Origin of the sequence: Mycolicibacterium rhodesiae (assembly GCF_002086695.1) — a bacterium.
GTDB lineage: Bacteria > Actinomycetota > Actinomycetes > Mycobacteriales > Mycobacteriaceae > Mycobacterium > Mycobacterium rhodesiae.
In genome coordinates this window covers 250,226-264,974 of sequence record NZ_MVIH01000001.1, presented here as the reverse complement: position 1 = coordinate 264,974, position 14,749 = coordinate 250,226, and the positions used below count along the sequence as shown (strand labels likewise).

Sequence of the window (14,749 nt, the reverse complement as noted above, 5' to 3'; positions counted from 1 at the left end):
GCCGCTGCGACCGCTTGCCGGCCAGGAATGCGGGAGACCCGAACGACGCTGGAAGGATGGTGAACATGAGCGCGGACCTCGGCGTGATCATTGCGGTGAAACGCCTCACGGCCGCCAAGACCAGACTCAGTCCGGTGTTCTCGGCGAGTACCCGCGAGCAGGTGGTGCTCGCGATGTTGATCGACACCATCACCGCGGCCCGTGCGGCCGGCGCCGTCGCGTCGATCACCGTTGTCACCCCCGACGACACCGCCGCCGCCGCCGCCCGTGAGCTCGGCGCCGAGGTGCTGTTCGACGCGACGCCGCCGACCGAGCCCGACCCGTTGAACACCGCCGTGCGATTCGCCTGGGCCGCCGTGAGCAGAAAGACGGCCAATACTGTTGTGCTGCAAGGTGATTTACCCGCGTTACAGACTCACGAACTCACCGACGCGGTCGCGCACGCCAGGGCACACCGGCGCAGTTTCGTCCCCGACCGTCCCGGCACCGGCACCGCGGCGCTGTTCGCGTTCGGCACTCCGCTCGACCCACTGCTCGGCCGGGATTCGGCCCGTCTGCACCGCGACTCCGGTGCCGTGGAACTGACCGGTGCATGGCCGGGGTTGCGCTGTGACATCGACACCATCGAAGACCTGGAGGCGGCGCGGCTGCTGGGTGTCGGGGCGGCGACGACCAGGGCAATCAGCCACCACTGACAGTTAACAACGCCTGAACGGCCAGCAACTTTGGCCTGCCTCGGTCCGCGCACTCCGCGGATGGGGGATGATCGAGGGCGTGACGGACATGGAGACCGATGCGCGATCGACGGACGATGGCTGGCAGCCCGGCGACGCAGCGCCGGAGGCGCCGCCGGCGGCCACGGCCGCGGCCGTCGAGAACGAACTGCCCGAGGACCGGTACCTCAATCGCGAGCTGAGCTGGCTGGATTTCAACGCCCGCGTGCTGGCGCTGGCGGCCGACACTTCGCTGCCCCTGCTGGAGCGCGCGAAGTTCCTGGCGATCTTCGCCTCCAATCTCGATGAGTTCTACATGGTCCGGGTGGCTGGGCTGAAGCGCCGCGACGAAATGGAATTGTCGGTCCGGTCGGCCGACGGCCTGTCGCCGCGCGAGCAGCTGCGCCGCATCGGCGAGCGCACCCGGCAGATCTCGTTGCGCCAAGCCGAGGTCTTCATCCAGTCGGTGCGTCCGGCCTTGGCCGACGAGGGAATTCACATCGTCACGTGGGCGGACCTGACCGACGCGGAACGCAGTGAGCTGTCGACGTATTTTCATGAGCAGGTCTTTCCGGTTCTCACACCGCTCGCCGTCGACCCCGCGCATCCGTTCCCGTTCGTCAGCGGGCTCAGCTTGAACCTGGCGATCACCGTGAAGTCGCCCGACGACGGTGGCGAACACTTCGCCCGTATCAAAGTTCCCGACAACGTCGACCGCTTCGTTGTACTCAAGGGCACCAACGGAGATAGCGACGTCGTCCGGTTCCTGCCCACCGAGGAATTGATCGCGGCTTTCCTGCCGGTGTTGTTCCCCGGTATGGAGATTGTCGAGCATCACGTCTTCCGCATCACCCGCAACGCCGACATGCAGGTGGAGGAAGACCGCGACGAGGATCTGCTTCAAGCGCTCGAGCGTGAACTGGCGCGACGGCGATTCGGTTCTCCGGTGCGCCTCGAGGTTGCCGACGATATGACCGAGCACATGCTCGAATTGCTGCTGCGGGAACTCGACGTCCACCCCGGCGACGTGGTGCAGGTGCCTGGGCTGCTGGATCTTTCGTCGTTGTGGCAGGTTTACGGCGTCGACCGCCCGACGCTCAAGGACCGCCCGTTCGTGCCGGCCACCCATCCGGCGTTCGCCGAACGAGAGACGCCCAAGAGCATCTTCTCCACCCTGCGCGACGGTGACGTGCTCGTGCACCATCCGTACGACTCGTTCTCGACAAGTGTGCAGCGCTTCATCGAACAGGCTGCTGCGGACCCGAATGTGTTGGCCATCAAGCAGACGCTGTACCGGACCTCCGGTGACTCCCCCATCGTCAACGCGCTCATCGACGCCGCCCAGGCAGGCAAGCAGGTGGTCGCCCTGGTGGAACTGAAGGCGCGTTTCGATGAGCAGGCCAACATCAAGTGGGCCCGCACGCTGGAAGATGCGGGCGTGCATGTCGTTTACGGGCTGATCGGGTTGAAGACCCACTGCAAGACCTGCCTGGTGGTGCGCCGCGAGGGCTCGACGATCCGTCGCTACTGCCATATCGGCACCGGGAACTACAACCCGAAAACCGCGCGACTGTATGAGGACGTCGGCTTGATCACCGCCGCACCCGACATCGGCGCGGACCTGACGGATCTGTTCAATTCCCTTACCGGATACTCCCGCAAGGTCAGCTACCGCAACCTGCTGGTCGCCCCGCACGGAGTGCGCAAGGGAATCATCGAGCGCATCGATCGCGAGATCGACGCGCACCGCCAGGGCAAGAACGGCCGGATTCGGCTGAAGGCCAACGCCCTCGTCGACGAACAGGTCATCGACGCGCTATACCGTGCATCGCAGGCCGGCGTCCGTGTCGAGGTGGTTGTCCGCGGCATCTGCGCCCTCAAGCCGGGCGCCCAGGGTTTCTCCGAGAACATCGTCGTACGTTCGATTCTCGGCCGGTTTCTCGAGCATTCACGAATCTTCCATTTCAATGCGATCAACGAGTTCTTCATCGGCAGCGCCGACATGATGCACCGCAATCTCGACCGGCGCGTCGAGGTGATGGCACAGGTGAAAGATCCCCGGCTGACCGCGCATCTCGACGAGATCTTCGAATCGGCGATGGATCCCTCGACGCGATGCTGGGAGCTGGGACCCGAGGGCCACTGGACCGCGGCGCCGCAGGACGGCAGGCAAGTCCGAGACCATCAGGTGTGGCTGATGGAACGTCATCGGCAGCGCTGAGTGCCGTCCCCGTTGCGACCCACCAGATCCGGTCCCGAACAGGGCCCCGAAATGATTTGCGGGAGTTGACGTGGCCAAGAGAGCGTCACGTGACAGCTCGAGGACCAAATCGACGAACAAGGCAGCGACAAAGAACGGTAAGACGCTCAAGCGTCGGGTGATTGCCGCCGGTGCGGCGCTGTGGCGACACGATCCCGACACGGGCGAGTTACACGTCGCAGTGATTCATCGACCACGCTACGACGACTGGTCGCTACCCAAGGGCAAAGTGGATCCGGGCGAGAACGAACCCATCGCCGCGGTACGCGAAATCTGGGAGGAAACCGGCCAGCGGTCTGTGCTGGGCCGGCGCCTGATCCAGACGCACTACCCGATCCCGCAGGGGACCAAGATCGTTCACTACTGGACGGCGCGGGCGCTGGGCGGCGAATTCACGCCAAACGCCGAAGTCGACGTGATGGAGTGGCTGCCGGTCGCCGACGCGGCGCAGCGCCTCACCTACCCGCACGACCGGGAAGTGCTGAAAGCGTTCGCCAAACAGCCGGCCGACACCACGACGGTCTTGATCGTCCGGCACGGAACCGCGGGCATCAAGTCCCGCTACAAGGGCGACGACCGGAGCCGGCCGCTGGACAAGAACGGTCGCGCACAAGCGGAATCGTTGGCCGGCCAGCTGATGGCATTCGGGGCCACCGACGTCTACGCGGCCGACCGGGCGCGCTGCTTTCAGACGGTCGAACCGCTGGCGCAGGAACTCGGTGTGACGATCTCGGGCGAGCCCAGCCTCACCGAAGAGGCGTACGCCGCCGACCCGGACGCCGCGCACAACCGCATCATCAAGATCGCCGCACAGGGCGGGACACCGGTCATCTGCACACAGGGCAAGGTGATTCCCTACCTGCTGGCGTGGTGGCGTGGCACCGAAAAGCCGGACAAGTCACGTAACCGCAAGGGCAGCACCTGGGTGCTGTCGCTGTCCGGCGACCGGGTCGTGGCCGCCGACTACATCGACAGTCCACTGGCAACCCGCCCCTGACACGCGAATACGCCGCGGGCGCCCGGCCCGCGGCGTATTCAACTTCAGCTATTTAGCGACGGCCCTTTTTGGCCGGAGCCTTTTTGGCCGGAGCCTTCTTGGCCGGTGCAGCCTTCTTGGCGGGCGCGGCCTTCTTGGCCGGAGCCTTCTTGGCCGGTGCAGCCTTCTTGGCGGGCGCGGCCTTCTTGGCCGGAGCCTTCTTGGCCGGTGCAGCCTTCTTGGCCGGTGCGGCCTTCTTGGCCGGAGCCGCCTTCTTGGCAGGAGCCTTGGTAGCAGCCTTCTTCACGACCGCCTTGCGAACGGCCTTCTTGGCCGCTGCCTTCTTGACGGGTCCGCCGACAGCACCGCGCTTGACGGCGGGGCCCTCCGAAGGAAGCTTCTGTGAACCAGAGACGACGGCCTTGAATTGAGCGCCGGGACGGAAAGCGGGAACGGAAGTCGGCTTCACTTTGACGGTTTCGCCGGTGCGCGGGTTACGCGCCACACGAGCGGCACGACGCCGCTGCTCGAAAACGCCGAAGCCCGTGATGGTCACGCTGTCGCCCTTGTGCACCGCGCGCACAATGGTGTCGACGACGTTCTCCACCGCCAGGGTTGCCTGCCGACGATCTGAGCCCAATTTCTCCGTGAGTACGTCGATGAGCTCTGCTTTGTTCATTCAATTCCTCCGAAGCCAGTGGTCCACTTTGGACCGACTGCAGAACACGGTAAACCCAAGAGCTGCAGATTTCCAAGAGCCACGCCCAATTTCAGGCTTTACTTAGGAGGATTTCAGCAATCCGCTTGCCGCCCTAGGGCGGTGATTTCCGGGCGTCCGAACCCCCTTTTTGGCGCGGGATTTCGGCGTCCCGCGTCGTTCAGGACGGCGTCGTAATGCGCGGCTTCCAACTCGGACGAGCCTCCTCGAAGGCTGCAATCTGATCGCGTTTCCGCAGCGTAAGACCAATATCGTCGAGACCTTCGAGCAGTCTCCACGCGGTGTAATCGTCAATCGTGAACGGCACCACGGCTGTTCCCGCGGTGATATTTCGATCTTGAAGATTCACAGTCAGTTCCAGCCCCGGATTCTGCTCGATGAGCTTCCACAAAAGTTCAACATCATCTTGAGCGACTTCGGCAGCCAGCAGCCCGGCCTTGCCCGCGTTGCCGCGAAAGATGTCGGCGAAACGGGAAGAGATGACAACCCGGAATCCGAAGTCCATGAGCGCCCAGACCGCATGCTCGCGCGACGAGCCGGTGCCGAAGTCCGGTCCCGCGACCAGAACCGAACCCCGGTCGAAGGGGCTCAGATTCAAAACGAATGAGGGATCGTTGCGCCACGCGGCGAACAATCCGTCCTCGAAACCCGTTCTGGTTACCCGCTTCAAATACACCGCCGGAATGATCTGGTCGGTGTCGACATTGGACCGCCGCAACGGAACACCGATGCCGGTGTGGGTGTGAAATGCATCCATCGTGGTCTCCTTAGCAGGTCTATTTTTCGAGATCGGCAGGCGAGGACAGCGTTCCGCGCACTGCGGTCGCGGCCGCGACCGCGGGCGAGACGAGATGTGTCCGCCCGCCCTTGCCCTGCCGGCCTTCGAAATTCCGGTTGGACGTCGACGCGCAGCGCTCCCCCGGCGCCAGCTGATCGGGGTTCATACCCAGGCACATCGAGCAGCCCGCCTGACGCCAATCGGCGCCGGCGGCGGTGAAGATCTCGCCCAGCCCTTCGCTTTCGGCCTGTGCGCGCACCCGCATCGAGCCCGGCACGATCAGCATGCGCACCCCGTCGGCGACTGTGCGGCCACGCAGCACGTCGGCCACCACCCGCAGATCCTCGATGCGTCCATTCGTGCACGACCCGACGAAGACGGCGTCGACGGCGACCTCGCGCATCGGCGTGCCCGCCCGAAGGTCCATGTATGCCAACGCCTTCTCGGCGGCCTGCCGCTCGGCATCGCTGGTCATCAACTCGGGATCGGGCACCGAGTCGGCCAGCGGAACACCCTGGCCGGGGTTCGTGCCCCACGTGACGAAGGGGCTCAGCGTCGTGGCATCGATGTAGACCTCGGTGTCGAATTCGGCACCCTCGTCGGTCTTCAGCGCCTCCCACGCGGTCACGGCCGCATCCCAGTCCGCACCGGTCGGCGCATAGGGACGGCCCCGCAGGAACTCATAGGTCGTCTCGTCCGGCGCCACCAATCCCGCACGGGCACCGGCTTCGATACTCATATTGCAGATCGTCATCCGGCTTTCCATCGACAGCGATTCGATGGTGCTGCCCCGATATTCGATGACGTAACCCTGACCGCCTCCGGTGCCGATCTTGGCTATCACGGCCAGGATGATGTCCTTGGCGCTCACCCCGGCCGGTAGGGCACCGTCGACATTGACCGCCATCGTCTTGAACGGACGCAGCGGAAGTGTCTGGGTGGCAAGCACATGCTCGACTTCAGACGTGCCGATCCCCATCGCGATCGCCCCGAACGCGCCGTGGGTGGAGGTGTGGCTGTCGCCGCACACGATCGTCATTCCGGGCTGGGTGAGTCCCAGTTGGGGCCCCATCACGTGAACGATGCCCTGCTCGGCATCGCCCATCGGATGCAGCCGAACCCCGAATTCGGCGCAGTTGTGGCGCAGGGTTTCGACTTGGGTCCGGGAGATCGGGTCCGCGATCGGCTTGTCGATGTCGACCGTCGGGACGTTGTGGTCCTCGGTGGCGATCGTGAGATCCGGTCGGTGCACCGGACGGCCGGCGAGCCGCAGCCCGTCGAAGGCCTGCGGGCTCGTCACCTCGTGGATGAGATGGAGATCGATGTAGATCAGGTCGGGTTCACGTGATGAGCCGGTGCCGGTTCCGGGGACCACGACGTGGTCGTCCCACACCTTCTCGGGCAGTGTCCTGGGCTTGACGGACTGAGCCATGGGTTCTCACTTCACTTCTCGATTCCCGGACCGCAAGAGTGGCTATCTCACATTTCGGGACGCTAGTATCTCTCTATGAGACAGGATAGCGGCATCGGCGTGCTCGACAAAGCCGTGGGCGTACTGCACTCAATCGCCGAGTCCCCCTGCGGATTGGCCGAACTCTGTGAGCGGACCGGCCTGCCCCGTGCGACCGCGCACCGGCTGGCCGCCGGCCTGGAAGTCCACCGCCTACTGGCCCGCGACAGCGCGGGACGGTGGCGACTCGGGCCAGCCATCTCCGAACTGGCCGCCCACGTCAACGATCCGCTGCTCGCCGCGGGCGCCACGGTGTTGCCCCGGCTGCGGGAGATCACCGGCGAGAGCGTGCAGCTCTACCGCCGCGAGGGCACCACGCGGATCTGCGTCGCCGCATTGGAACCCCCTGCCGGGCTTCGCGATACGGTGCCCGTCGGGGCGCGCCTGCCGATGACGGCAGGGTCGGGCGCGAAGGTTCTGCTGGCGTTCAGCGACACCGCCACCCAGCAAGCTGTCCTGCCGACGGCGAAATTCACCGAGCGCACCCTCGCCGAGGTCCGCCGCCGAGGCTGGGCGCAAAGCGCGGCCGAGCGCGAGCCCGGGGTGGCCAGTGTCTCGGCTCCGGTACGGGATCGCACCGGCTCGGTGGTGGCAGCGGTGTCGGTGTCGGGTCCGATCGACCGGATGGGCCGCAGGCCCGGCGCGCGTTGGGCGGCCGATCTATTGGCCGCCGCCGACGCTCTGACGCGCCGACTGTGATCCCCGCGACAGCCGCGCCGCAGGGCCTGACAAACTGACGCCATGGGAACCAATCAGCGCAACCAGATCGTCATGTCGGACGACGAAGTCGCCGACTTCGTCGCACGCAGCCGCACCGGCACCATGGCGACCATCGGAGCCGACGGGCAGCCGCATCTCGTGGCCATGTGGTACGGCGTCCTCGACGGCGAGATCTGGGTCGAGACGAAAGCCAAGTCACAGAAGGCCGTGAATCTGCGTCGCGACCCGCGGGTGAGCTTCCTCATCGAGGACGGCGACACGTACGACACCCTGCGCGGTGTCTCCTTTGAAGGTGTCGCCGAGATCGTCGAAGATCCCGACACCATCTTCAAGGTCGGTGTCAGTGTGTGGGAGCGCTACAACGGTCCCTACACCGACGACCTCAAGCCGGCCGTCGACATGATGATGAACAAGCGTGTGGCGGTACGCATTGTGGCCAAGCGCACCCGATCCTGGGATCACGGCAAGCTCGGCCTGCCCCCCATGCCGTTGGCCGGCTCTACCGCGCCTGCCGAGTAACTCGGCGGAGAAACGACGAATCGCCCGGTCCATGACCGGGCGATTTGATTTGGTAGCCCCGATGGGATTCGAACCCACGCTACCGCCGTGAGAGGGCGGCGTCCTAGGCCGCTAGACGACGGGGCCAGAACCAAATCCGTGGCGCGCCGCGTGGCGCACCGGGTTGCCAGCATAGCCCAGAGGGCGTTGCCGACATAATTGCTGGGGTACCAGGACTCGAACCTAGAATGAGGGAATCAGAATCCCTAGTGTTGCCAATTACACCATACCCCATCAACGGCCTATAACCGCAGGTCAAGCGACCTTTACCTGATTTACCAGGAGGTGAAGGCCGCTCCGCCGTGGTTGCGGGCCGACGAGCAGACTATCAAAGATTTTACCCGTCTTTTTCCGGCCCCCCGGCCTGCTCGTGCGCTTCCCGCAGTCGCTGCAGGCTGCGGTCACGACCGAGCAACTCCAGGGACTCGAAGAGCGGGGGGCTGATCGTGGATCCGGTCACCGCGACCCGGATCGGGCCGAAGGCCTTGCGCGGCTTGAGTTCGAGCCCCTCGAGCAGCGCGGCCTTGAGCGCCTCTTCGATGGTCGGCGTCGTCCACTCCGACACCGCGTCGAGTGCGGTGATCGCCGCGGCCAGCACCGGTGCCGAGTCGGGACCGAGCTCCTTGGCGGCCGCCTTGGGGTCCAGCTCGTAGGCGTCGTCGTCGAAGAACTTCAGCAGTGACCACCCGTCGGAGAGCACCACAATGCGGGTCTGCACCAGCTGGGCGGCGGTGGCGAAACCCGCGTCATCGAGCCCGGTGTCATGGCCGTGCGCGTCGAAGTAGGCGCGCAACCGCGCGGCGAACTCCGCCTCGTCGAGACGGCGGATGTGCTCGGCGTTGATCGCGTCGGCCTTCTTCTGGTCGAAGCGTGCCGGGTTGGAGTTGACGTCCACGACGTCGAAGGCGGCGACCATCTCGTCGAGTGTGAAGATGTCCCGGTCCTGGGCGATCCCCCAGCCCAGCAACGCCAGATAATTCAGCAGCCCCTCGGGGAGGAATCCCCGGTCGCGGTGCAGGAACAGGTTCGACTCCGGGTCACGCTTGGACAGCTTCTTGGTGCCCTCCCCCAACACCGGTGGCAGGTGCGCGAATTCGGGCACCCGCTCGGCCACCCCGATGCGCATGAGCGCCTGATACAGCGCGATCTGACGCGGCGTCGAGGGCAGCAGGTCCTCACCGCGCAGCACGTGGGTGATCTTCATCAGTGCGTCGTCGACCGGATTGACCAAGGTGTACAACGGTTCTCCGGTGGCCCGGGTCAGGGCGAAGTCGGGAACCGTGCCTGCGGCGAACGTCGTGGTGCCGCGGACCAGGTCGTGCCAGCTGATGTCCGCGTCGGGCATCCGCAGCCGCATGACCGCGGTGCGCCCCTCGGCGGCGAACGCGGCGCGCTGCTCGTCGGTCAGGTCGCGGTCGTAATTGTCATAGCCCAGTTTGGGATTGCGGCCTGCCGCCACATGTCGGGCCTCGACCTCCTCGGGCGTGGAGTAGGCCAGGTAGGCCTCGCCGGAATCGAGCAGACGGGCCAGCACATCGCGATAGAGCTCGGTACGTTGCGACTGCCGGTACGGCTCGTGAGGCCCGCCGACCTCCGGGCCCTCGTCCCAGTCCAGACCCAGCCACCGCAACGCCTCAAGCAGTGCGGCGTAACTTTCCTCGGAGTCTCGCGCGGCGTCGGTGTCCTCGATGCGGAACACGAATGTGCCACCGGTGTGCCGGGCGTAGGCCCAGTTGAACAGTGCGGTGCGCACCATCCCGACATGCGGGATCCCGGTCGGCGACGGGCAGAACCGTACGCGCACCGTGTCGTTGGCGGCCGCGGTCATCAATTGGCCTTTCGGATCACGGGATTGGACAACGTTCCGATGCCCTCGACACTGATGCTGACGGTGTCGCCGTTCTCGATCGGACCGACGCCTTCGGGCGTACCGGTCAGGATGAGATCACCGGGCAGCAACGTCATCACCGCCGAGATCCACTCGATGATCGCGCCGATGTCGTGGATCATCATCGAGGTCCGGCTCAGTTGACGTACCTCGCCGTTGACCTCGGTGCGGATCTCCAGATCCGAGGGATCGAGGTCGGTGACGATCCACGGGCCGACGGGGCAGAACGTGTCGTGGCCCTTCGCGCGCATCCACTGGCCGTCAGCTTTCTGCTGATCGCGGGCGGACACGTCGTTGGCGATGGTGTATCCGAGGATGTTCTCGGCGGCACGGGCGGCAGGGACGTCCTTGCAGGGCCGGCCGATCACCACGGCGAGTTCACCCTCGTGGTGTACCGGTGAAGCATTGGCGGGCAACTGAATTGGCACACCGGGCCCGATGATCGCGGTGTTGGGCTTGAGGAAGATCACCGGATCTTCCGGAGCCTCACCGCCCATCTCCGCGATGTGCGCCGCGTAGTTCTTGCCCATGCAGACCACCTTGCTGGCCAGGATCGGCGCCAGCAGGCGCACATCGGCCAGTGGCCACGTCCGGCCGGTGAACGTGGGCGTGCCGAACGGGTGTTCGGCGATTTCACGAACGATTTCGCTCCCGCGGTCCCCTTCGATACTGACGAAGGCGACCCCATCGGGGCTGGCGATTCGACCCAGGCGCATGGCAACAGCCTAGTGCTCGGGCCTGCGACTCCCGCTATCACCCAGCTGTCTCATATTTTGAGAAATGGATTCAGCATTGTGGGACACCGATGGAATCATGGACGCATGGCCGTGGACACGATCAGCACTGTGCGCCGATGGATGATGCTCGTGATCGCGCTGTTCGCAACCTTGTCCGCCAACGTCTTCATCAACGGGGCGGCGTTCCTCATTCCGACCTTGCACACCACGATGGGCCTCGACCTGGCGAAAGCGGGCCTGGTGTCGGCGATGCCGAGCTTCGGCATGGTCGTCACCCTGATCGCCTGGGGCTATGTGGTGGACCGGGTCGGTGAGCGTTTCGTGTTGTCGGTCGGCTCCGCGCTGACCGCCGCCGCGGCGCTCGCAGCCGCCGCAGCGCATTCGCTGTTCGTGGTGGGCGTCTTCCTGTTCCTGGGCGGAATGGCGGCAGCGAGCAGTAATTCGGCCAGCGGGCGGCTGGTGGTCGGGTGGTTTCCGCCACACCAGCGCGGGCTGGTGATGGGCATCCGCCAGACCGCCCAGCCGCTGGGAGTGGCCTTCGGTGCGTTAGTGATTCCCCGGCTCGCCCAATCCCACGGCGTTGGCGTCGCGCTGCTGTTCCCGGCGATCGTGTGCGGTGTGGCGGCACTGGTGTGCGCCGTCGCCGTCGCCGACCCGCCGCGGCCACCGCGAGCCGAGGCGCCGGCCGAGCACCTGGCGAACCCCTATCGAGGCTCGGCGCTGTTGTGGCGCATCCACGCGGTGTCGGTGCTGCTGGTGGTGCCGCAGTGCGTGGTGTGGACGTTCACCCTGGTGTGGCTCATCACCGACCGCGGCTGGTCCGCGGAGTCCGCGGGCCTGATGGTGATGTTCGCGCAGATCCTGGGAGCGCTGGGGCGCATCGCCGCCGGACGCTGGTCGGACCGAGTTGGTCTGCGGCTACGGCCGATTCGCACGATCGCGTTGGCCGCAGCGGCGGCGATGTTCCTGTTGGCACTGACCGACGCGCTGCACTCGCCGCTGAGCATCGCGGTGATGGTCGCGGCGTCGGTGATCACGGTGAGCGACAACGGGTTGGCGTTCACCGCGATCGCCGAGATCACCGGTCCGTTCTGGAGCGGCCGGGCGTTGGGCGCGCAGAACACCAGCCAACTGCTGACCACCGGTATCGCCCCGCCGCTGTTCGGCGCGCTGATCGGCGTCCTGGGCTATCCGGTGGCCTTCGCCGTGTGCGCGCTGTTCCCGCTCGTCGCGCTCCCTCTGGTCCCGACGGACCCGCCGCGACGGGACTAGAGCGCTTCGCGGATGCGGTCGCCGACCTCACGGGTCGAGTAGGTCGCATCGCCACGGCTGGCCAGATGCGCACCGACCGCGTTGTCGACGCGGTCGGCGGCCGCGTCCTCGCCGATGTGGCGCAGCAACAGCGCCACCGACATCACCGCCGCCGTCGGATCGGCGATGCCCTGCCCCGCGATGTCGGGCGCACTGCCGTGGACGGGCTCGAACATCGACGGATTGGTGCGGGTGGCATCGATATTGCCGCTCGCGGCCAGACCGATTCCGCCGCAGACCGCGGCGGCCAGGTCGGTGATGATGTCGCCGAACAGGTTATCGGTGACGATGACGTCGAACCGACCCGGATCGGTGACCATGTGGATGGTGGCGGCGTCAATGTGTTGATAGGCGACTTCGACATCGGGAAATTCGGCGCCGACCTCGGCGACGACTCGCGACCACAGGCTGCCCGCGAACGTCAGCACGTTCGTCTTGTGCACCAGCGTCAGATGCTTGCGCCGGGACTGCGCGCGGGCAAACGCATCACGCACCACACGCTCGACTCCGAACGCGGTGTTCACACTGACTTCGGTGGCCACCTCGTGCGGGGTGCCGACACGCAGCGCGCCGCCGTTGCCGGTGTACGGGCCCTCGGTGCCTTCGCGCACCACCACGAAATCGATACCGGTCACCCCGGACAGCGGGCTGTCCACACCGGGATACAGCCGACCCGGTCGCAGGTTGACGTGATGGTCCAGGGCGAACCGCAATTTGAGCAGCAGCCCGCGCTCCAGCACCCCGCTGGGTACCGACGGGTCGCCGATCGCGCCGAGCAGGATGGCGTCGTAGCCCTTGAGCTCCTCGATGGTCTCCGCGGTGAGCAGCTCACCGGTCGCGTGGTAGCGCCGCGCGCCCAGGTCATACTCGGTGCGTTCGACACCGGGCAGCACCACGTCGAGCACCTGCAGCGCTTCGTCGATGACCTCCGGACCGATGCCGTCGCCTGCGATTACCGCCAGTTTCATGACAGGTCCACCACTTCCAGTGTCGTCGCGCCGACGGCCGTGCGGATCGCCGACCGGACGTCATCGGACACATCGCGGTCCAGCCGCAGCATCAGGGTTGCGGCCTCGCCGCTGGTGTCCTGGCTCAGCTGAGCCGCCAGGATGTTCACGTCGGCGTTGCCGAGCATCGTGCCGATCTTGCCGAGCGCACCGGGCTGATCCGAGTAGTGCAGCACCAGGTTCACCCCTTCGGCGCGCAGATCGAAGTTGCGTCCGTTGATCTGGACGACCTTCTCGACCTGCTGCGGGCCGGACAACGTTCCGGACACGTTGGTGGCCGTGCCGTCGGGACTGACCACCCGGACGTCGACGAGGCTGCGATGGTTCGGGCTCTCGCTCGCCGTCGTCAGTTCGCTCTGCAGCCCGCGTTCGGCAGCCAGGTTCGGTGCGTTGACGAATGTCACCTGCTGATCGGTCACCGTCGAGAAGAACCCGCGCAGCGCCGAAAGTTTCAGCACCTCAACATCTTCGGAGGCGATCTCGCCGGACACCCGGACCGACAGGTTCGACGCCGCCCCGGTCGACAGCACGCCGACGAGCAGGCCGAGCTTGCGGGCCAGATCCAGCCAGGGCGCCACCTCTTCGCTGACCGCGCCGCCGCCGACGTTCACGGCATCCGGCACGAACTCACCGGCCAGCGCCAGCTTCACGCTCGCCGCGACATCGGTGCCGGCCCGGTCCTGAGCCTCTTCGGTGGAGGCACCCAGGTGCGGGGTGACGACCACCTGCGGCAGTTCGAACAGGGGGCTGTCGGTGCACGGTTCGGTGCTGAACACGTCGAGGCCGGCGGCGCGGACGTGACCGCTGGTGATCGCGTCGGCCAGTGCCTGCTCGTCGATCAGACCACCGCGGGCAGCGTTGACGATGACCACGCCCTTCTTGGTCTTCGCCAGTGCCTCCTTGCCCAGCAGACCGGCGGTCTCCGGGGTCTTGGGCAGGTGCACGGAGATGAAGTCGGCGCGGGTCAGCAGGTCGTCGAACGACATCAGCTCGATGCCGAGCTGGGCAGCGCGGGCGGCCGGCACGTATGGGTCGTAGGCGATGACGTGGGTGCCGAAGGCGGCCAGGCGCTGCGCGACCAGCTGTCCGATCCGGCCCAGACCCACCACGCCGACGGTCTTGCCGAAGATCTCGGTGCCCGAGAACGACGAGCGCTTCCAGGTGTGCTCCCGCAGCGTCGCGTCGGCGGCGGGGATCTGGCGCGCGGCCGACAGCATCAACGCCAGCGCATGCTCGGCGGCGCTGTGGATGTTCGACGTGGGCGCGTTGACGACCAGCACCCCGGCTGCGGTGGCGGCGTCCACGTCGACGTTGTCCAGGCCGACACCGGCGCGGGCGATGATCTTCAGCTTGGGCGCGGCGGCGATGACCTCGGCGTCCACCGTGGTGGCCGAGCGCACCAGCAGGGCGTCGGCGTCGGCGACGGCGGCCAGCAGTTTCGGCCGGTCCGGGCCGTCGACCCAGCGCACCTCGACCTGGTCACCCAGGGCTGCGACGGTCGACTCGGCGAGCTTGTCTGCGATCAGTACAACGGGCAGATTCACGCCGGTCAGCCTAGTGGTTGTCGCCCGGT

The 14,749-nt window shown here is 66.3% G+C and carries 13 protein-coding genes and 2 tRNA genes; 6 read left to right on the top strand and 9 right to left on the bottom strand.

The genetic code is table 11. The features are described from left to right. Window positions 1–56: 56 nt before the first annotated feature. The 3 genes from cofC (at window position 57) to mutT1 (ending at window position 3,970) form a co-directional block, all read left to right on the top strand. Window positions 57–695, top strand: a complete 639-nt coding sequence (gene cofC / locus BST42_RS01300) for a 2-phospho-L-lactate guanylyltransferase (RefSeq protein WP_083116751.1) — start codon at window positions 57–59, stop codon at window positions 693–695. 88 nt (window positions 696–783) lie between these two features. Then, window positions 784–2,934 carry an RNA degradosome polyphosphate kinase gene (locus tag BST42_RS01295; RefSeq protein WP_237159211.1) on the top strand — a complete coding sequence of 717 codons (2,151 nt, stop codon included), beginning with the start codon at window positions 784–786 and terminating at the stop codon, window positions 2,932–2,934. Between the two features lie 70 nt (window positions 2,935–3,004). Next, window positions 3,005–3,970 (top strand): 8-oxo-(d)GTP phosphatase MutT1, encoded by a 966-nt coding sequence (gene mutT1 / locus BST42_RS01290; RefSeq protein WP_083116749.1) that lies wholly within the window; start codon window positions 3,005–3,007, stop codon window positions 3,968–3,970. Window positions 3,971–4,022: 52 nt separating this feature from the next. Here mutT1 and BST42_RS01285 read toward each other — a convergent pair whose 3' ends face one another. From BST42_RS01285 to leuC, 3 genes are all read right to left on the bottom strand, one after another. Next, complete coding sequence (locus BST42_RS01285; RefSeq protein WP_083116748.1) at window positions 4,023–4,628, bottom strand: HU family DNA-binding protein; 606 nt, start codon at window positions 4,626–4,628, stop codon at window positions 4,023–4,025. 199 nt (window positions 4,629–4,827) lie between these two features. Continuing rightward, on the bottom strand, window positions 4,828–5,424 hold the full coding sequence (gene leuD / locus BST42_RS01280) for a 3-isopropylmalate dehydratase small subunit (RefSeq protein ID WP_083116747.1): 597 nt from the start codon (window positions 5,422–5,424) through the stop codon (window positions 4,828–4,830). A gap of 19 nt (window positions 5,425–5,443) precedes the next feature. Continuing rightward, complete coding sequence (leuC, locus tag BST42_RS01275) at window positions 5,444–6,877, bottom strand: 3-isopropylmalate dehydratase large subunit (protein ID WP_083116746.1); 1,434 nt, start codon at window positions 6,875–6,877, stop codon at window positions 5,444–5,446. A gap of 75 nt (window positions 6,878–6,952) precedes the next feature. Here leuC and BST42_RS01270 point away from each other — a divergent pair, with 75 nt between their 5' ends. Together BST42_RS01270 and BST42_RS01265 are read left to right on the top strand one after the other, a co-directional pair. Beyond that, a complete protein-coding gene (locus BST42_RS01270; protein ID WP_083116745.1) occupies window positions 6,953–7,654 on the top strand; it encodes an IclR family transcriptional regulator in 702 nt (233 codons plus the stop codon). Window positions 7,655–7,696: 42 nt separating this feature from the next. Beyond that, window positions 7,697–8,194: a pyridoxamine 5'-phosphate oxidase family protein gene (locus tag BST42_RS01265; protein ID WP_083116744.1), complete on the top strand. Its 498-nt coding sequence runs from the start codon at window positions 7,697–7,699 to the stop codon at window positions 8,192–8,194. A gap of 50 nt (window positions 8,195–8,244) precedes the next feature. Here the strand turns inward: BST42_RS01265 and BST42_RS01260 are convergent. From BST42_RS01260 to BST42_RS01245, 4 genes are all read right to left on the bottom strand, one after another. Beyond that, window positions 8,245–8,320, bottom strand: a tRNA-Glu gene (locus BST42_RS01260). Window positions 8,321–8,395: 75 nt separating this feature from the next. Continuing rightward, window positions 8,396–8,467 (bottom strand) — tRNA-Gln (locus tag BST42_RS01255). A 103-nt stretch (window positions 8,468–8,570) separates the two neighbouring features. Then, window positions 8,571–10,061 (bottom strand): glutamate--tRNA ligase, encoded by a 1,491-nt coding sequence (gene gltX / locus BST42_RS01250; protein ID WP_083116743.1) that lies wholly within the window; start codon window positions 10,059–10,061, stop codon window positions 8,571–8,573. Next, window positions 10,061–10,837: a fumarylacetoacetate hydrolase family protein gene (locus tag BST42_RS01245; RefSeq protein WP_083116742.1), complete on the bottom strand. Its 777-nt coding sequence runs from the start codon at window positions 10,835–10,837 to the stop codon at window positions 10,061–10,063. The genes gltX and BST42_RS01245 overlap by 1 nt, the downstream gene beginning before the upstream one ends. 105 nt (window positions 10,838–10,942) lie before the next feature. Between BST42_RS01245 and BST42_RS01240 the strand changes: the two genes are divergently transcribed. Continuing rightward, window positions 10,943–12,130 (top strand): MFS transporter, encoded by a 1,188-nt coding sequence (locus tag BST42_RS01240; RefSeq protein ID WP_083116741.1) that lies wholly within the window; start codon window positions 10,943–10,945, stop codon window positions 12,128–12,130. On the opposite strand, the gene BST42_RS01235 is transcribed toward BST42_RS01240, so the two are convergent. Together BST42_RS01235 and serA are read right to left on the bottom strand one after the other, a co-directional pair. Continuing rightward, window positions 12,127–13,137 (bottom strand): 3-isopropylmalate dehydrogenase, encoded by a 1,011-nt coding sequence (locus BST42_RS01235; RefSeq protein WP_083116740.1) that lies wholly within the window; start codon window positions 13,135–13,137, stop codon window positions 12,127–12,129. The two genes, BST42_RS01240 and BST42_RS01235, sit on opposite strands and share 4 nt — an antisense overlap. Beyond that, on the bottom strand, window positions 13,134–14,720 hold the full coding sequence (gene serA / locus BST42_RS01230) for a phosphoglycerate dehydrogenase (protein ID WP_083116739.1): 1,587 nt from the start codon (window positions 14,718–14,720) through the stop codon (window positions 13,134–13,136). The genes BST42_RS01235 and serA overlap by 4 nt, the downstream gene beginning before the upstream one ends. Window positions 14,721–14,749 lie beyond the last annotated feature (29 nt).